Origin of the sequence: Sulfuricurvum sp. (genome assembly GCF_036279695.1) — a bacterium.
Classification (GTDB): domain Bacteria; phylum Campylobacterota; class Campylobacteria; order Campylobacterales; family Sulfurimonadaceae; genus Sulfuricurvum.
In genome coordinates, this window is the sequence record NZ_DASUIQ010000025.1 from 22,271 (window position 1) to 38,180 (window position 15,910).

A 15,910-nucleotide genomic window follows, 5' to 3' on the forward strand; every position below is an offset into this window, starting at 1 on the left:
TCATGGAAGCAATAAAAACTCAACAGGTGACGTTCAAAGTTTTCCGTTTCAACGAAGAGACCGATTACCTCCCTTACTATAACACCTACGTTTTGGATGTCACCCACGAAGAGGTAGTTCTTGACATTCTCAACCGCATCAAATGGGATCATGACGGTACTTTGTCGTATCGTCGAAGCTGCCGTCACGGTATTTGCGGCGTTTGTGCTATCAAAGCCAACGGCAAAGGGATCTTGGCGTGTAAAACCCGTCTGTTTGATCTCGTCGAAACTTTCGGTTCAGAGATCACCATCGAGCCGCTTAGTACCAAACGGGCAATCAAAGACTTGATTATCGACAAAAAAGATTTCTGGGACAAACATGCGGCAGTAAAACCGTATCTTGTCAGCGAAATCGAAGAGCATCCGGCGCAAGAGCATCTCGTAAGCCCTCACGATGCTGAAAAGCTTCTTGAAGCCGATTACTGTATCCAATGCGGTGCGTGTCACTACTCATGTCCGGCATTAGCGATCAACGATGAATTCTTCGGTCCTGCGGCGTTCGCTGCGGCATACCGCTTTAGCGCCGATGTCCGTGACGAAGCCTCAACTCAGCGTCTCCATATCGTCAATGAAGAGGCTCAAGGCGTTTGGGATTGTGTCAAATGTATGGAGTGTGCCGAGGTTTGTCCTAAAGAGGTCAATCCTATCGAGAAAATCACCAAACTGCACAACATGGTATTCGAAGCGGGAATCGCGAAAGACAACGTCGCTACTCGCCATGCCGTCGGGTTTGCTCACTCGATTGAAAAGCACGGTCTACTCGATGAGGGTGAACTTGTCCGTTATTCCGAAGGGAATATCGGTGTACTAAAACACGTTCCGGTTGCGTTGAAAATGTTTGCCAAAGGTAAAATCGTATTGCCATGGAATATGCCGAAAGCCGATAAATTAGATGAGATCAAAAAATTAGTCAAATCTTCATCAACAGTAAAGTTTTAGGGAGTACTCAATGGAAAAATTAAAATACGCACTTTTTACCGGTTGTACCGCAAAAGAGAGTACACCGGAACAAATGATGTCGACGTTGGCGGTTGCAAAAAAATTGGGGATTGAGCTTGTGGAACTTACCGAAGCTTCATGTTGCGGCGCTTCACATCTGCAAGATTATGATGACTTTCTATCCCTTGTACTCAATGCACGTAACATCGCTTATGCTGAAAAGCATGGGCTAACGATGGTTACTATCTGTAATACATGTCAGCTCAATACGGCAATGACCAAACACCGTCTTGATAACAATGCAGAACTAAAAGCAAAAGTGAACGAGAAACTCTCTGAAGTAGGATTAGAGTACAAAGGGACGTCCCAAATAACCCATTTCCTTTATGCTATCATCGATGATTTCGGTCTTGATAAGATTAAAGAGATGGTGGTTAAACCTCTAAGCCAATTCAATATCGCTCCGTTTTACGGATGTCACAATATCCGTCCTTCTGAGCTTCAAAATGAAACGCATAAAGGTCATGAAAATGCGTACAAACCAACCTCACTGGATGATCTTATCATCGCATGCGGTGGGGCTAGTGTGGATTACGAAGAGAAAAATAAATGCTGCGGTTTCCATGCTGAACTTCAAGCACCTCGCACTGCAGCCATTTTAACCGGTAATGCCGTTGCCGGAGCGATGGATGCGAATGCGGACTGGATGGTCACTCCATGCCCTCTTTGTCATCTCAAGCTTGATACTCAAACACACCATGCTTCCGTTGCAATCGGCCGTGAAGTTTCCCTTCCGGTTCTTCATATGCAACAAATGGTCGGACTTGCACTTGGATGTACCTCTGAGGAACTTGGTCTTAAACACCACGTTACGAAAGTCAATTTCATCTAACACTCTCTTAGACTTTTGGAGGCTCTCCTCCAAAAGTTACCATCTCTTTTTACCCTCTCTGTATAACATGAATTAATATTCATTTAATCAATCTTCACTTATAGTATAGTAATGTCATTAAAGGAGTTTTCATGGGTAAAAGATTTTTAATCGGTGCCGTTGCGGCTTTAACAATCAGTTCAACACTTGGCGCGGCTGAGTTTAATCTCAAAGAAAATATGTACAAACTCAATAACTATATGATGCTGATGCAGGCAGGGTTTATTGAGGGGAACAAAGAAAAATCTCTAAAAGCGGCAGAAGCACTCGGTGAAGAGAGTGGAAAACTATTGGGAAATGAAGAGATGATGCGTAAGATGCTCCCGGCAGAGAAGGCACATAAAGCCAATATCGCAACGACTTCAGCTCATTTGATTGCCGATAATGTCGAAATTATCAAATCAAGTAAAGATAACTTCCGCCGTGAAACTGCCCAAAATGCCTATCTCGACATTCAGCGCGCTTGTATGCGTTGTCATAACCTCGTTCGCGACTGGTAAAAAGATTGCGACATTCGTGTCGCATCCATTATTTTTTTAACAACTCGACGCTGTATCCTTCTCTTTGAAACTGCTCTAGCAATCCATCCTCTCCTAACAAATGCATCGCTCCGACAAGTACGAATCCCCTCTTCTCTTCGTGAAGCATCGAAAGAAGTTTTGGCATCCATGCTTCGTTTCGCAGTTTTAGCACACTACGGTACATTTTAGGAGACTCCGTTCGCATTTCATCCACCAATTCACGTTTCAGACGCTCGGTTTTACCCTTTCGCCAATCGCTCACCATCCACGCCATCATACTATTAAGCTCTTTCATATCCCTCAGCGTTTGAAGGATTACCGCATCCTCTTCACCCTCACCGATGTCGGTGATAATTGCTCTTTGTTCTTCGATACTCTCAAGGTATCGCTGAGGAATATGATCGTTTAACGAACGCTGATAGTAGTAACTGTCCACCCCGTTTTGATCGATACCTATTTGACTCAGCTTCAGTTGTGTCAAGGTCAGCATCACCGCCCACGGTTGCATGTGGTCAAACATCTCGATTTTATACCCTTGAGAATCGACATAGCCTTTTAATTCTTTGTAGGTTTTAGAAGAAAGGATTGTTGAAAGTGATTTTCCGGAAGGAAGCATCATCTTCTGAGCCAATGCACGTTGGAATGTCTGACTCTGGGCTTGCGATAAATCGGTTTCGAAAACGACATAATCCGATTGACGATACGCATCGTCAAATTCATGCGGGAGGGGGAAGTCGGTTGAACGGAGGAGATGAAACGTCCCCCCTATATACATCGTGTGTTTGCCGTCGCTGATTTTCCAGACGCTCGACTCCGCATAAACGGTGGAAAGTAGGAGAACGATAGAGAACAAAACTCTAAAGAGTAACATGGTTACTGCTTCGGTCGGAACGCTTTGATAACCTCTTCGTTACACTCCAAATACGGCCCTTCAATCAAATCGATGCAGTACGGCACAGCCGGAAATACCGCGTCCAGACACTCACGAATCGATTTAGGTTTCCCCGGAAGATTAATGATAAGGCTTTTGCCTCGGATTCCCGCCGTTTGTCGTGACAGAATCGCCGTAGGAACGTATTTAAGGCTCACAGAGCGCATCAACTCACCAAACCCCGGCATCATCTTCTCGCAGACGTTCTCCGTCGCCTCAGGAGTCACGTCACGCTTTGCAGGACCTGTTCCCCCCGTCGTCACGACGAGACAGCACCCCTCACGGTCACACAACTCCATCATCGTCTCTTCAATCGTATCTTGATTGTCGGGGATACAACGATAGACGATTTCATGTTCCGATTTGAGGTAATCTCTCATCGTATCTTGGATCGCAACGCCCGAAATATCTTCATAAATCCCTGCACTCGCACGGTCTGAGGCGGTAATTACCCCTATTTTAATTTTGTTCATAATGGCTCCTGTAAAAAATGGTTTCCTCTTCGGATGGAGATAACGGTGGCGTAGGGGAGGAAAAACTCGCGCGCTCCAGCGACGTCAATCACCTGATCATCAAGCCCTAGATAGACTTCGATACGTGTCCCTTTGGAGCGTATAGAGTCCATCAGCTCGCTCGACCATTCAAAATAAAGGAGTTCTTGTAGCGATTCGGCGTCGTTGCTCCCCAGCGAAATAGGCGCTACGGGTGCAGGGGCAAAACAGCTCGTCAAAAAGTTTTCCAGATACCGCTCGGCGTCTTTGAAATAGCCGCCCATCTGAAGGCGTCGAAACGACTCTTTTTTCGTCTGAAAAAATGCGGGAGAAAAAAGTTGGAGGGTATCGATACGCTCATGTGATTCAGCCACATAGTGTGCCGCTTTGATCGCACCGTAGCTGAAACCTGCTACCGTATAGTCACTGTGCTTGAGATAGGGATCAAAAAAGTGCTGATCCCCGCTCAGAGCAAAACCGCTATAAAATCTCATTCATCGTTGCTTTGGCAAGGGCTTTGGAGATATGCTCGTATTCATCCAAAATCGATTCGAATTTGGAAAGAATTTTTTCATTCCGTTCCAAGAGCATACTCATCTCATTATAGAGGCGATCAATGATCGCCCCCTCATCTTCAGCAGAGGGGAGAACACTGCTTCCCATCCCGTACTCATAGACCATTGCATGAACCAGTGCTTTGGCAACTCCAAGATCATGCGACGCATTGCTGGCGTGTTCGCCGAAACGGAGATGTGAGGATGCGATCCCCGCCAAATGAACCCGTATATGAGCTTCGATCTCATGTCGCAACTGCGGTTCGGCGGTCGGAGGAGTAATCGCGTCATTGGTAAGGGTGATCTTTTCATACGGCAAATCAAACCATGTGGCGGCAAATACTTTCCCCGCCTGATAGCGTACTTGATAACGGCGCTGTTCGTCACTGAGCATCGCGATTTTCTTTTTCCCGAACATCACCTTGTCTTTAACCGCCAAGAAATGCTCAAGTTTTACCTGAATCTCGTTTTGGCGCATACACAGCAATGCCGCCTCATTTACCAATGCGGCTAACGATGCACCGTTAAATCCGACCGTCATTTTGGCGATCTCCGCAACGGAAAGATCATTGGGGATATGGCGAAGATATTTTTGTAAAATCGCTTCACGTTCCGTTGCCGTCGGAAGATCGACGAAGATACGGCGGTCAAACCGCCCCGCACGCAGCAATGCGGCGTCCATGACGTCGATGTTATTGGTCGCGGCGATAACGACGATGCCGCTCGTCTCTTCAAAGCCGTCCATCTCGGTAAGAAGCTGATTGAGGGTTCCTTCACGTTCGTCGTTTCGTCCCCCCTCACGCTTTTTACCTACCGCATCAATCTCGTCGATAAAGATAATGGCAGGGGCATTTTTCTTGGCGGCGGAGAAGAGTTCGCTCACCCGTTTTGCCCCCATACCGACATAAATCTGAACAAACGATGCACCGCTTTGGTAGAAAAACGGTACATCCGCTTCGGCGGCAACCGCTTTGGCGATCATCGTTTTACCGACCCCCGGAGGACCTACAAGCAACACACCGCGCGGCATACGGGCACCGAAACTGTAGTAGCGTTTTGGATTGCGTAAAAAATCAATAATCTCTTCGAGTTCCTCTTTGACATCGCCGATACCGCCGATGTCGCTGAAACGGACGGTCGATTTGACGGCAGCAACATTTGAAGAGGCAGTTTCTGACTCGGTTGAGGCTTTTGCAACGACAGGAGCCTCAGCCGGAGTATCGTCTTCAAATCCCAAACGGCTCTTCCATGCCCAAAATCCGGCACCGCCGATCAAAGCAAAAAAGAAGAAAAACCATAACCAGCCGTTGCCGCTTTTTGGCTCGATGATGAGATGCGCCGTCAGTTCAGGCGGTAATTGCGACGAAGCGATCTTGACCACACCCTTGTCTTTGGTGGCAAAATAGGTGTATCCCCCATCCATAAACGTTTTTTCGATTTGATTATTCTCGATGAGTTTTGTCGCTTCCTCTAGGGTGAGAGTATCGGCGCTGTCACGTAACAGGGCAAACAACAACAAGAGGAGAACGATCCCCCCCGAAATGATCAAAATGAGCTGATTACGGTTAAAATTGGGCCATGTTATATTCATCGTGTACCTCATAATCTTGCAGTGTGATCCAATCTCCGCTAATATCTTCTTGTGATCGGATGCGTATTTTGTTAAAAAACTGATCATACCCCATGTAGCAATCTCCATCAAAGGATTCTACCAATACGTCTAAAGGGGTATTTTTGCTGTTCTCTCTAAAGCGGCGATTTTTCGCGTCAATAATGGCATTTAATTCATTCATCCGCTGTGTCGATACCACTCCATTGACCTCGGGTTTCATCGTCGCACTCGGTGTTCCGTCACGTTTGGAGTAGGTAAAAGGGTGAATATGGGTGAGATGAAGATGGCGAAGGTTCTCCATCGCCTCACTCCAGATCGCATCACTCTCCCCCGGATGTCCGACAATAAAATCGGTTCCGAGGGCAAACCCTTTGGCATTTAACATATCGAACAATTCTACATCGTTTTTATGCCGATTACGGCGGTTCATAATGCGAAGCATCTCATCCGAGCTGTGCTGAATCGCGATGTGAAGATGACGTTCCAGCCACGGCTCATCCAAAATTTCCCGAAACGCCTCATTGATTTGAATCGGTTCAAGCGACCCCACACGGATGCGACGGACACCGCGGATGAGCGACATCTTTTTCATGAGTTCGGCGATATTGCGCCCCTCACCCTGCCCGTAACTTCCGACGTTCGTCCCAGTAAGGACAAACTCCCCAAAGCCGTTACTCGCCAAACGTGAAACCTGCTCAAGGATTTTGGCTTCGTCCATGCTACGCGCATCACCGCGCACAAAAGGGATAATGCAGTAACTGCACCGAAAGTTGCACCCCTCTTGGATCTTGATAAACGCACGCGATTTTCCGACAAACTCATCGACAATCGCATCGTCGATATAGTTGAGATCCCCGATCTCATAAAAACGGCTCTCACGCGAGAGGAGCGTATTGATTTTCATCTTCTCCGAAGGTCCGAAGACCCCTTGGATTTTCCCCGCTCCGAAAAGGGATTCTCCCTTGGTATGGGCGCCGCAACCGGTCAAAAAAAGCTTTTTGCCCTGTTTGTCCATCTGGTTGATATACCCACGGACACTCACATCGGCACCGTTGGTCACCGTACAGGAGTTGACGATAACGATGTCGGCTTGGCTCTCATCTTCCGTTACTTCGTAATCGCTCAAAGACCCCATCATCACTTGGGAATCAAAGAGGTTGGTTCGACAACCGAAGGTTTTAAAATAGACTTTCGGCTTCATTACACGTCCATAGGGGGAGGTGATTTTGGAGGTATCGGAGCGGTATAAAAGGTCTGTGTCGGATAGGCAATCGTAATATCGTGCTCCGCATTGAACGCATCAATGATGTCACCCGAGATAGTACTGCGCAATGTCAACGTCGCATAGGCATTGGTGAGATACCATGCGCTGATTTTCATCCCATTCGGCTCGATAAAGGTGAAGACGCGAGGCTCGACATTGCTGTTTTTGAGACTATATTTATCACGCAATCGGTTGATCTGCTTACGGGTAATATCGGTGTACCCTTTGGAATATTTGCGGCAAATCTCTTTGACGATATGAGCCGCTTTTTTATGATCGGAATCAAACGTGATGATAATATCGATCCCGTCCCAAACGGTCTTGAGCGACCCGTGGGTGTAGTTGGCGATCATGGAGGTGAAAATATAGTTGTTCGGAACAAAGATAATCCGACCGGCACGGCGGTTCGTTTGAAGCGTCGTATAGGTGACATCCTCCATGAGTGTTATACGCTGCATCGAAACATCCAAAACATCACCCAGATAAACCATTCCGTCTTTTTCAAAACGGACACGATCCCCGACATGGATCGATCCTCCGACTACGATTACCAGCCATCCCAAAAGCGACATAAACCAGTCACGCATCGCGATCGCCAAACCGGCAGATGCAAACCCGAGTACCGTAGCCAAGTAGCCGACATTATCGATATAGCTGAACATCAAGATCAAGACGATCAGCGTAACATTGACAAAGGTTACAATTTTATTGGCCGTATAAAACCGCTCGTTATCGGTGATATAGCGCTTGATGATCCGCTTAAACAAGAACGAGACCACAAACAAGAAAGCGACCACCATCGTGATGTTCAACAGTTTGTAAATTTGATCTTTGATCTCTTTATTGATCTTGGCTTCGGTGGACTCAATCCGTTTTTCATAGACATCGGCGGTGGACACAAGGGTTTCGAGCGCTAGTTTGAACTTTTCGACCTGTAACAAAGTTGCTTCAAGCTCTACCTCATAATCGGCTTTGGAGTCGAGTCGGGTAATCTCTTTGTAGAGCACTACCTGACGCTCTAACAATTTGATAAGATCCTGCAACTCCTCTTCACGCAAAATATAATCGCGATACTGACTGTTGATCCGTTTGACATACGAAAGACCGGTTACAATTTCAAACGGGTTCGTAATCGTAGGGAGAACTCCCGCTTCATCCGGCTTGAGAAGAGAAACAAACGGGGATGCTCCTTGTGCTTTGAGCAGATCGATTTGTTCGGTCAATACTTTTTGCTTTGCTTGAAGCGCCTCGATTTCTAACTTTCGTTCAACATTCGGAGAACGGTTTTCGAGTTCATCTATCCGATATTTGACATCGCGCAGACTTTTTCTAGCCTCTTGATACGCCATATAGGAGTTATAGCTTTTGAGCCAAATGCTATTGCCTTTGGAGAGCTCTTTTTGAATTTTGGATAATTCACCCTTTGCATTTTCAATCTGCACCTCTTTGGGCATTTCAATCGTTAACTCATCTACCGGTTTATCTTCATTTTTGGCGGCATAGAGGCTCAAAGAAGCGACACAAAGGAGTGCTAAAAGAAAACGGTAAGCTCTCACGCGCCGCGTCCTTGAAACAAGCTCAAGATTTTTTTCACCGTCGATGCATCTATGCTATCGGTAATTTCAACCGCACCGATTCCGCGCGGGAGGATAAAGGTAATCGCGCTGTCGGCACTTTTTTTGTCCAAGAAAAAGGCTTGATAAAACTTTTCTACATCGGCTATAGGATAGGTAAGAGGCAAATCATAACGCGCTAAAAGGGCCTTGACCCGCGCTGCCTCCTCATGCGTCATCAATCCCGCTTCACACGCCAAGTCGTTCGCCATCACCATCCCGATAGCCACACTCTCGCCGTGCAGATAGGTTTCGTATTTGGTCTCATTCTCGATCACATGACCGAAAGTATGCCCGTAGTTGAGCGCGGCACGGAGTCCCTGCTCTTTTTCATCCTCTTCGACAACGCCTGCTTTGGTCTCTACCGCTTTTGCGATGGCATGTAGTAGATTATCCCCCTCGCGTAAATCGTTTTTCTCTAGCCACTCAAAAAACGGTGCGTTAAACGTCACCGCCATTTTGACGATTTCAGCTACCCCTGCCCCAAACTCTCGTGAAGGAAGCGTACTCAGAAAACTCGGATCGATATAGACGGCACGCGGCTGATGAAACGCTCCGATTAGGTTTTTACCGAATCGGTTGTTCACCCCCGTTTTGCCTCCGACACTCGCATCGACCTGAGAAAGAAGGGTTGTCGGGATTTGGATAAAATCGATCCCTCGGTTGTAGAGACTCGCCGCAAATCCCCCCATGTCGCCGATCACACCGCCGCCGAAAGCGACCAAAAGCGATTTACGGTTCAAACGATGATCAAACATACGATCCAAAATAAATTCAATCGTCTCTAACGTTTTGTAGTGTTCCCCATCGGGGATAGTGACGATATAGACTTCATTCGCACTCAATTTGGAGAGAAGCGTTTGTAAATGCAATCCCGCTACTTTGGGATTGGTCAAAACTACCACTTTCCCTGAATGTTTTATCTCGCTCAACGCTCCGATATGGATAGGGTAAGAGTCGTCAATAACACGTTTAAGATTGATGGATATCGTCATAGAAAAACCTGATAGATAAAGTTGTTACGGTATGAGGTAGATAATACTAAAAGATGGCTTAAAACCCTCTTGATAGGGTTAGATTTGCGTCGGAATGAAAAGCTGATGATAACGGCCGAGTTTACGATAGAGCACTTCCGGATCGGTCGAAAAATTAGCTATAAACGGGTTCTTAAACATTTTGGAGGTAAACGGCAGAACATGAAGAAAATTATCCCGCTCACACAACTCTCGAATCGGATTACTCTCTTGGGTAGAGACATGGATCGATTTGGAAAAGATAGCGGAAAGATTGTTGAAATGTTCAATCACCTCTTGTTTGTGAGAACCCTCTTCATTCGTATAATTAATCAGTTCGAGATTAAAACTAAATTGAGACGAAACGTCAAAAATCGTCGTCGAAATATTTTCGATATGCCCCTCTTCACTCAAAATGACAACACTCTCTTTCAGTGAAGAGAATGAGCGTTCGGCTAGCTTCAACACGGGTACGTTACCGGCATAGAGTTTTTTTCGGATCGATTTTATCGAAAACGCCCTATGTGACACTAAAAAGAGACCGATATGGTATGTTTTGATGTCGTTGAGGATAATCGCTTCATCCGGATGTGCATTGTAATCAATATCGATCGTGACATCTCCGGTCGCCGAAGCTTTAATCATACGAAGCGTATCGATGTCTCCCGGATTGATTACTTTGATAATCAGAGGCTGGCGAAGTTTCTTTTGAATGTAGACACTCCGTCGCACCAACGCCATGATCGAAGAGGTTTTTTCGATACTCATATCGATATAGAGATAGATTTTTGATCCGAACGGTGCGGGAAACTGCCCAAGTTCACGTTTGATAGCCCGATAAATCGAACGCAGTACGGCAGGATCCCCCACCAATACCAGCGTATCATTAGGTTGAATCATTTTATTATCGCTGGGAATAATAAGGGAACGATTACGATAAATGGCCGCGATCTTCCAGTTCTTTTGTTCGATGGAACCGATATGGCGATAGACAAACGAGCTCCCGAACGGAACGAGAACTTCCATAATTTCACCCGAGCCAAGACCGATATTTTTGGCTAAAACAGGGATATTCGGAAGATAATCGATCATATTGGCGGCAACCAATTCTTGGACGTTGACCCACTCCACATCATCGCTTGGGCTGATCGTATTCCATAAATCGAGGGCGATAATACGAAGAGAGGGTTTATACATACGGATATTTTTGATCGTATGTTCCAAATCGTTCTGGTTTTCCATCACCAAAACCACTTGCCAAAAATCCATCTTCAAAAGATTCGAAATTTTATAAAAACTGGTAGGATCAAATTGAAAAAATTTATATCGTGCCGGATTGAATCCTTCGAAAGATTTATCACTTGTTTGGACAACATAATAGAGGTTTTCAGTGGTGTAGGTACCGATGACACGCTCGATAAAATGTTGACCGATCGCTCCGTCACTGACGATTAAAATTTTTTTCATTTACGGGATAAACTTCTTTAGCATTCTATTTTAACGATGAGATTGTACCACAATCTGCATCCAGCTGTTTTTCCTGCCCGATCCGATAGAGGGCAAAATCGTATTTCAACGGATCATGAGGGTCAAATCTCTTTAGTGTTTTGGTCAATTCCAAGGCGGCACGCATATCGCATACCGAGCGTTCAAGAAGACCTAAGCGGCGTGAAACGTTAAAGGTATGGGTATCGAGCGGCATAATCAAATCGCTTGCACACACTCCTCTCCACAATCCCATATCGAGTTCATTGTGCCGTACCATCCATCGCAGATACATCATCCACCGCTTCATCGCAGAAGCTTTGGCACTAGAGGAGATCGGTTTTCCGATCAAAAATTCATACCCTTTAGAACGGTAAGGATTAATATCATAGAGGGTGCTAATGAGCGAAGTTACCCCCTCAAGCAACCCGTTAGAATACCCCTGCATAAATACCGCTTCGGCTCCCCCTGATTCTTTGAGTGCCTTGAGGGTTATAAACCACTGGATTATATCTTCAGAGGTTTGGAAGCGGTAGTATCTCCCCTCTAATCTCTGACGCAATGATTCTTCATCAGCATCAATTAAATCATGATCCAACGAGGAGAGAAACGAGACTATCGCTTTGGCACTCCCGTAGGCAAAGAGTGCGCACGTCAGGGAATGGTGCTGATCCATGCTCCCTCGTGCGACCATCAGAGGATCGGGGCGTTGGCTACAGAGTTCATCGGCACAATTACGTGCTTTGACTTCAGCGTCCAAATACGCCTGTATCTCTTTCACTAACGCCCTAGAAGATAGAGCGCTTTACGCTCGCTTGATCCGGCGATATTAAGCTGTTTGCGGTATTTGGCGATGGTGCGGCGTACCATCGTGATTTTGAATTTGTCTTGGATCAGTTCAAGGAGTTTCATATCGCTGAGCGGTTTTTTGTGCGATTCGTTTTTGACCAGTTCCGCCACATAATCTTTGATCGCGGCATTGGAGACATCTTCGTCGATAGCGGTGGTAAAGAAGTCTTTCATCGGAAAAATACCCCGATCACACGCAATGTATTTATTAGCGATCGCCCGTGAGATCGTGGAGGGGTTATGTCCGAACTCATCCGCGAGTGTTTTGAGGGTTAGCGGTTTAATAGCTCCGCCCGTAAAGAAGTCATACTGATATTCGACGATCATCAGCCCTACCTTGTAGAGGGTCGCTTTTCGCATCTCCAACGCATCGACAAGACTTTTTGCCTCTTTGAGTTTTTCCCGTACGTAGGGGTGATCGACCCCGTAAGCGGTGTCAATCGTCACCCCCGGATAGTATTGATCGTTCAGACGTACCTCAATCCCCTCTTCGGCATCGTTATAAATCATCAAATCCGGAATTACCTGCTGGGAATCTTCCAAATAATCAATCGCAGGGGGATTTTTGAAGCTTCCGATAACCTTCATCGCTTCCTCGAATGCTCCATCTTTACGGTATCGACCCAACTCATCCATATGATTAATCATCTCACGGGCGAGTGTGTATCCCGCATCGCTGATAGAGGAGGATTCAAGTTGAAACAAAAACGACTCGCTCACATCACGCGCCCCGATCCCTACCGGTTCAACATGGATAAAACGGAGACGGATTTTCTCAAACTGTTCACTGCTAATCCCCTGCACTTTACAAAAAGATTCGGTGTCTCCCTCATAATATCCCCCCTCGTCGAGGTTTTCGATAACATGACGAGCAATCAGCTGTGACAGAGGAGTCGGAAACAAGGAACTGTCAATCTGCTCTTCGAGGATTTCAAATAAACCTCTTTTCTGAACCGTTAGCGCTTCAATTGCTTCGCTATGAGAATTTTGGACGTAGCCGTACTGAATTTTTTTCGGGATTCGAGATTCAAAAGATTCCTCATAACCCGATTTAATATCAATTAGCGGGTTACTCTCAACAAACGGAGCCATCGCTTCACCCAAATCACTGAGGCTTGATTGTAAAATCGGAAGCCAGTTTCGCAGCGTATTGGAGAGCTTGTTTTTGAGCTCAACGTTTGTTTTGACCCGTAACATACGTTATTAGAACTTAAACGATTCACCGAGATAGTGCTGGCGCACATCCGGATTGTGGGCAATCTCATCACTCGTTCCCGAGGCGAGCAATTCACCGCTTTTGATAACATAGGCTCGATCACATACCGCTAACGTTTCACGAACATTATGATCGGTAATCAACACCCCGATACCGTATTGAGCGAGCTGAGTAATAACCCCTTGTATATCCATTACCGCGATCGGATCAACCCCTGCAAACGGCTCATCGAGGAGTAAAAAACGGGGCTTGTTGACCAACGCACGGGCGATTTCCGCACGACGACGTTCTCCACCTGATAGATTGATCCCCCGACGGTTACGGATCGGCTCGATATTAAACATTTCCAACAGCTCCTCGATCCGTTGTGCCGCCATCTCTTTGTCCAAATCTCCCGCTTGCGCCGCAATGATGAGATTCTCTTCCACCGTCAAATCTTTAAAAATCGATGCTTCCTGAGGCAGATAACCGATCCCCATACGGGAGCGTTTGTGCAACGGCAAATGGGAAACATCCTCGCCGTCGATGTACACTTTTCCATCCGTTGCTTCGATCAATCCGCACACCATATAAAATGTCGTCGTTTTTCCCGCACCGTTGGGTCCCAAAAGCCCGACCACTTCACCCGTATGAAGTTCCATACTGATGCCGCGGACAATTTCGTGTTTTTTGATCGTTTTGACCAAATTTTCAATTTTCAATTCATGCACGCTGCACCTCATAACATCGCGATTGTTCGTCGCATTTAGTAATTTTCAAAACAACGGTATCGATACCGGCACGTTTAAGCCATCCGATCAGAGTTTCATCCCCCCACTCGATCAGATGATACCCCTCACGTTCTAACTCTTCCATCATTCCTAAACTCAAAAACTTCTCGAAACCGTAATTATAGAGATCATAATGAAACAAACGACCTCCATACACCTGTTGAAGCGAAAACGTGGGTGACGTAACCGCATCCTCCATCCCCAGATAGCGGGCAAACGCTTGGGTAAAAGTCGTTTTACCGCTCGCCAAATCCCCCTGCAAGATCACAACACCCCCCTGAGGAAGCTCTTGGGTGATGCGTTCGCACACTATTGATAATTCGCTTTGGGTAAGCTTCATCATAGTTTTGAGGATACCGATACGATTTGTTTGAGTTTTTCGGCTGCTTTGCCGCTGAGCAAGGTATCACGAGCGATCTCTAACCCCTCTTGCGCATCTCTAGCCATCCCCTCTGCCACGAGAGCGTATGCCGCATTGATCAGCACCATATCCCTTTGGGCATCGGTAGCGCGGTTGTTCAAAATATCGATGAGGATTTGGGCGTTTCGTTCCGCTTCCCCGCCGAGGATCGCTTCAAACGGTGCTTTTTTGATCCCCAACATCTGCGGATCGATCTCAAAATAATCGATCTTAGTATTTTTGAGGTGTCCCGCATAGGTGATGTCGCTGATACTGATCTCATCCATCTTTTCGCGGGAACTCACCACGATAGCCGATTGCATCCCCAACTCACGCGCCGCTTCTGCCATTTTTGGGACGAACACCTCATCAAACACGCCGAGGAGGATTTTAGAGAGTCCTACCGGATTGGTGAGAGGTCCCAAGATATTGAAAATCGTTTTCTCAGGGATCGAACGGCGGATCGGCATAATAAACTTCATCGCCGGATGGTGGTATTGGGCAAACAAAAAGGTAAATCCGCACTCTTGAAGAAGCGTCGAACTCTGCTCCAAAGTAAGATCGAGTTTGACACCCAGATATTCGAGGACATCGGCACTTCCCGATTTGGAGGTGATAGAGCGGTTGCCGTGCTTGGCGACGTAGGCACCCGATGCAGCGAGGACGAGGGCAACGGTGGAGCTGACATTAAAACTCCCGCTCTTGTCTCCCCCTGTTCCGACGACATCGATCAGTTTGGGTTTGAGTTCAGCGGGGACTTCGAGGATGATCGAATGTCTACGCATCACCTCTGCGGCGGTTGCAATCATCTCCGAAGATGTATCACTATTAAGAGAAAGAGAGAGCAAAAACTCCCTCATCTCCTCATCGCTCAGTCGATGTTCAAAGAGCGCTTCAAAATCGGATTTGGTCGCGTTCATGATAGCTCCTTGACGTAGAGGTGTTGTTGGGATTTCGGGGTCGATTTGATACTCGGGATAGCGAGCACTTCGTAGCGCATCTGTTTTTCGAGATACACGAGGGTAATAATATCCCCTACCGCCACGTTTTTAGCGGGCTTTACCGCTTTATCGTTGATGTAGACGACGCCCTCGCCGATCATATCCTGAGCGACGGCACGGCGTTTGGTCAGATTAACGGCGTTTAAAAATTTATCGATTCGCAAATAGGTTCCGTAGTATTGAGTTTGAAGTGGTTATTGTAGGTAATGAAAGCTAAAAGAGAGGTAAGAGCGCAAAAATTGTTCCACAATTTTTTAGGATTGCGATTTAACTCCCAAA

At 46.5% G+C, this 15,910-nt stretch carries 17 protein-coding genes; 3 read left to right on the forward strand and 14 right to left on the reverse strand.

Going from position 1 to position 15,910, the window contains the following annotated elements:
- The first annotated feature begins 2 nt into the window (after positions 1-2).
- The 3 genes from VFW36_RS03040 (at position 3) to VFW36_RS03050 (ending at position 2,411) form a co-directional block, all read left to right on the forward strand.
- Complete coding sequence (locus VFW36_RS03040; protein ID WP_329657339.1) at positions 3-980, forward strand: succinate dehydrogenase iron-sulfur subunit; 978 nt, start codon at positions 3-5, stop codon at positions 978-980.
- Positions 981-990: 10 nt separating this feature from the next.
- Positions 991-1,872 (forward strand): CoB--CoM heterodisulfide reductase iron-sulfur subunit B family protein, encoded by an 882-nt coding sequence (locus tag VFW36_RS03045; protein ID WP_329657340.1) that lies wholly within the window; start codon positions 991-993, stop codon positions 1,870-1,872.
- Positions 1,873-2,003: 131 nt separating this feature from the next.
- Complete coding sequence (locus tag VFW36_RS03050) at positions 2,004-2,411, forward strand: hypothetical protein (protein WP_329657341.1); 408 nt, start codon at positions 2,004-2,006, stop codon at positions 2,409-2,411.
- Positions 2,412-2,439: 28 nt separating this feature from the next.
- Here the strand turns inward: VFW36_RS03050 and VFW36_RS03055 are convergent, their stop codons facing one another.
- The 14 genes from VFW36_RS03055 to VFW36_RS03120 form a co-directional block, all read right to left on the reverse strand.
- Positions 2,440-3,303, reverse strand: a complete 864-nt coding sequence (locus tag VFW36_RS03055; protein WP_329657342.1) for a TraB/GumN family protein — start codon at positions 3,301-3,303, stop codon at positions 2,440-2,442.
- A gap of 2 nt (positions 3,304-3,305) precedes the next feature.
- The gene (gene mog, locus VFW36_RS03060) at positions 3,306-3,836 is read right to left on the reverse strand and encodes a molybdopterin adenylyltransferase (protein WP_329657343.1); all 531 of its coding nucleotides are present in this window, start codon (positions 3,834-3,836) and stop codon (positions 3,306-3,308) included.
- Positions 3,833-4,348, reverse strand: coding sequence for a pimelyl-ACP methyl ester esterase BioV (gene bioV / locus VFW36_RS03065; protein WP_329657344.1), 516 nt, complete (start codon positions 4,346-4,348; stop codon positions 3,833-3,835). Before bioV ends, mog begins: the two co-directional genes overlap by 4 nt.
- Positions 4,335-5,999: an AAA family ATPase gene (locus tag VFW36_RS03070; RefSeq protein WP_329657345.1), complete on the reverse strand. Its 1,665-nt coding sequence runs from the start codon at positions 5,997-5,999 to the stop codon at positions 4,335-4,337. The genes bioV and VFW36_RS03070 overlap by 14 nt, the downstream gene beginning before the upstream one ends.
- On the reverse strand, positions 5,974-7,221 hold the full coding sequence (mtaB, locus tag VFW36_RS03075) for a tRNA (N(6)-L-threonylcarbamoyladenosine(37)-C(2))-methylthiotransferase MtaB (RefSeq protein ID WP_329657346.1): 1,248 nt from the start codon (positions 7,219-7,221) through the stop codon (positions 5,974-5,976). Before mtaB ends, VFW36_RS03070 begins: the two co-directional genes overlap by 26 nt.
- The gene (locus VFW36_RS03080) at positions 7,221-8,840 is read right to left on the reverse strand and encodes a mechanosensitive ion channel domain-containing protein (protein WP_329657347.1); all 1,620 of its coding nucleotides are present in this window, start codon (positions 8,838-8,840) and stop codon (positions 7,221-7,223) included. Before VFW36_RS03080 ends, mtaB begins: the two co-directional genes overlap by 1 nt.
- On the reverse strand, positions 8,837-9,892 hold the full coding sequence (gene aroB / locus VFW36_RS03085; protein WP_329657348.1) for a 3-dehydroquinate synthase: 1,056 nt from the start codon (positions 9,890-9,892) through the stop codon (positions 8,837-8,839). The genes VFW36_RS03080 and aroB overlap by 4 nt, the downstream gene beginning before the upstream one ends.
- A 78-nt stretch (positions 9,893-9,970) precedes the next feature.
- A complete protein-coding gene (locus tag VFW36_RS03090) occupies positions 9,971-11,377 on the reverse strand; it encodes a COG3400 family protein (RefSeq protein WP_329657349.1) in 1,407 nt (468 codons plus the stop codon).
- 25 nt (positions 11,378-11,402) lie between these two features.
- A complete protein-coding gene (locus VFW36_RS03095; protein WP_329657350.1) occupies positions 11,403-12,176 on the reverse strand; it encodes a TIGR02757 family protein in 774 nt (257 codons plus the stop codon).
- Positions 12,176-13,441 (reverse strand): RNA polymerase factor sigma-54, encoded by a 1,266-nt coding sequence (locus tag VFW36_RS03100; RefSeq protein ID WP_329657351.1) that lies wholly within the window; start codon positions 13,439-13,441, stop codon positions 12,176-12,178. The genes VFW36_RS03095 and VFW36_RS03100 overlap by 1 nt, the downstream gene beginning before the upstream one ends.
- A 6-nt stretch (positions 13,442-13,447) precedes the next feature.
- Positions 13,448-14,170, reverse strand: coding sequence for an LPS export ABC transporter ATP-binding protein (lptB, locus tag VFW36_RS03105; protein WP_329657352.1), 723 nt, complete (start codon positions 14,168-14,170; stop codon positions 13,448-13,450).
- Positions 14,163-14,573: a tRNA (adenosine(37)-N6)-threonylcarbamoyltransferase complex ATPase subunit type 1 TsaE gene (gene tsaE, locus VFW36_RS03110; protein ID WP_329657353.1), complete on the reverse strand. Its 411-nt coding sequence runs from the start codon at positions 14,571-14,573 to the stop codon at positions 14,163-14,165. Before tsaE ends, lptB begins: the two co-directional genes overlap by 8 nt.
- Complete coding sequence (trpD, locus tag VFW36_RS03115; protein WP_329657354.1) at positions 14,570-15,550, reverse strand: anthranilate phosphoribosyltransferase; 981 nt, start codon at positions 15,548-15,550, stop codon at positions 14,570-14,572. The genes tsaE and trpD overlap by 4 nt, the downstream gene beginning before the upstream one ends.
- Positions 15,547-15,795 carry an RNA-binding S4 domain-containing protein gene (locus VFW36_RS03120; protein WP_329657355.1) on the reverse strand — a complete coding sequence of 83 codons (249 nt, stop codon included), beginning with the start codon at positions 15,793-15,795 and terminating at the stop codon, positions 15,547-15,549. The genes trpD and VFW36_RS03120 overlap by 4 nt, the downstream gene beginning before the upstream one ends.
- Positions 15,796-15,910 lie beyond the last annotated feature (115 nt).

Bases quoted from the DNA above. Each gene is read 5' to 3' on its own strand.
- VFW36_RS03040 (WP_329657339.1), top strand. From the start codon at position 3: ATGGAAGCAATAAAAACTCAACAGGTGACGTTCAAAGTTTTCCGTTTC.
- VFW36_RS03045 (WP_329657340.1), top strand. From the start codon at position 991: ATGGAAAAATTAAAATACGCACTTTTTACCGGTTGTACCGCAAAAGAG.
- VFW36_RS03050 (WP_329657341.1), top strand. From the start codon at position 2,004: ATGGGTAAAAGATTTTTAATCGGTGCCGTTGCGGCTTTAACAATCAGT.
- VFW36_RS03055 (WP_329657342.1), bottom strand. From the start codon at position 3,303: ATGTTACTCTTTAGAGTTTTGTTCTCTATCGTTCTCCTACTTTCCACC.
- mog (WP_329657343.1), bottom strand. From the start codon at position 3,836: ATGAACAAAATTAAAATAGGGGTAATTACCGCCTCAGACCGTGCGAGT.
- bioV (WP_329657344.1), bottom strand. From the start codon at position 4,348: ATGAGATTTTATAGCGGTTTTGCTCTGAGCGGGGATCAGCACTTTTTT.
- VFW36_RS03070 (WP_329657345.1), bottom strand. From the start codon at position 5,999: ATGAATATAACATGGCCCAATTTTAACCGTAATCAGCTCATTTTGATC.
- mtaB (WP_329657346.1), bottom strand. From the start codon at position 7,221: ATGAAGCCGAAAGTCTATTTTAAAACCTTCGGTTGTCGAACCAACCTC.
- aroB (WP_329657348.1), bottom strand. From the start codon at position 9,892: ATGACGATATCCATCAATCTTAAACGTGTTATTGACGACTCTTACCCT.
- VFW36_RS03090 (WP_329657349.1), bottom strand. From the start codon at position 11,377: ATGAAAAAAATTTTAATCGTCAGTGACGGAGCGATCGGTCAACATTTT.
- VFW36_RS03100 (WP_329657351.1), bottom strand. From the start codon at position 13,441: ATGTTACGGGTCAAAACAAACGTTGAGCTCAAAAACAAGCTCTCCAAT.
- tsaE (WP_329657353.1), bottom strand. From the start codon at position 14,573: ATGATGAAGCTTACCCAAAGCGAATTATCAATAGTGTGCGAACGCATC.
- trpD (WP_329657354.1), bottom strand. From the start codon at position 15,550: ATGAACGCGACCAAATCCGATTTTGAAGCGCTCTTTGAACATCGACTG.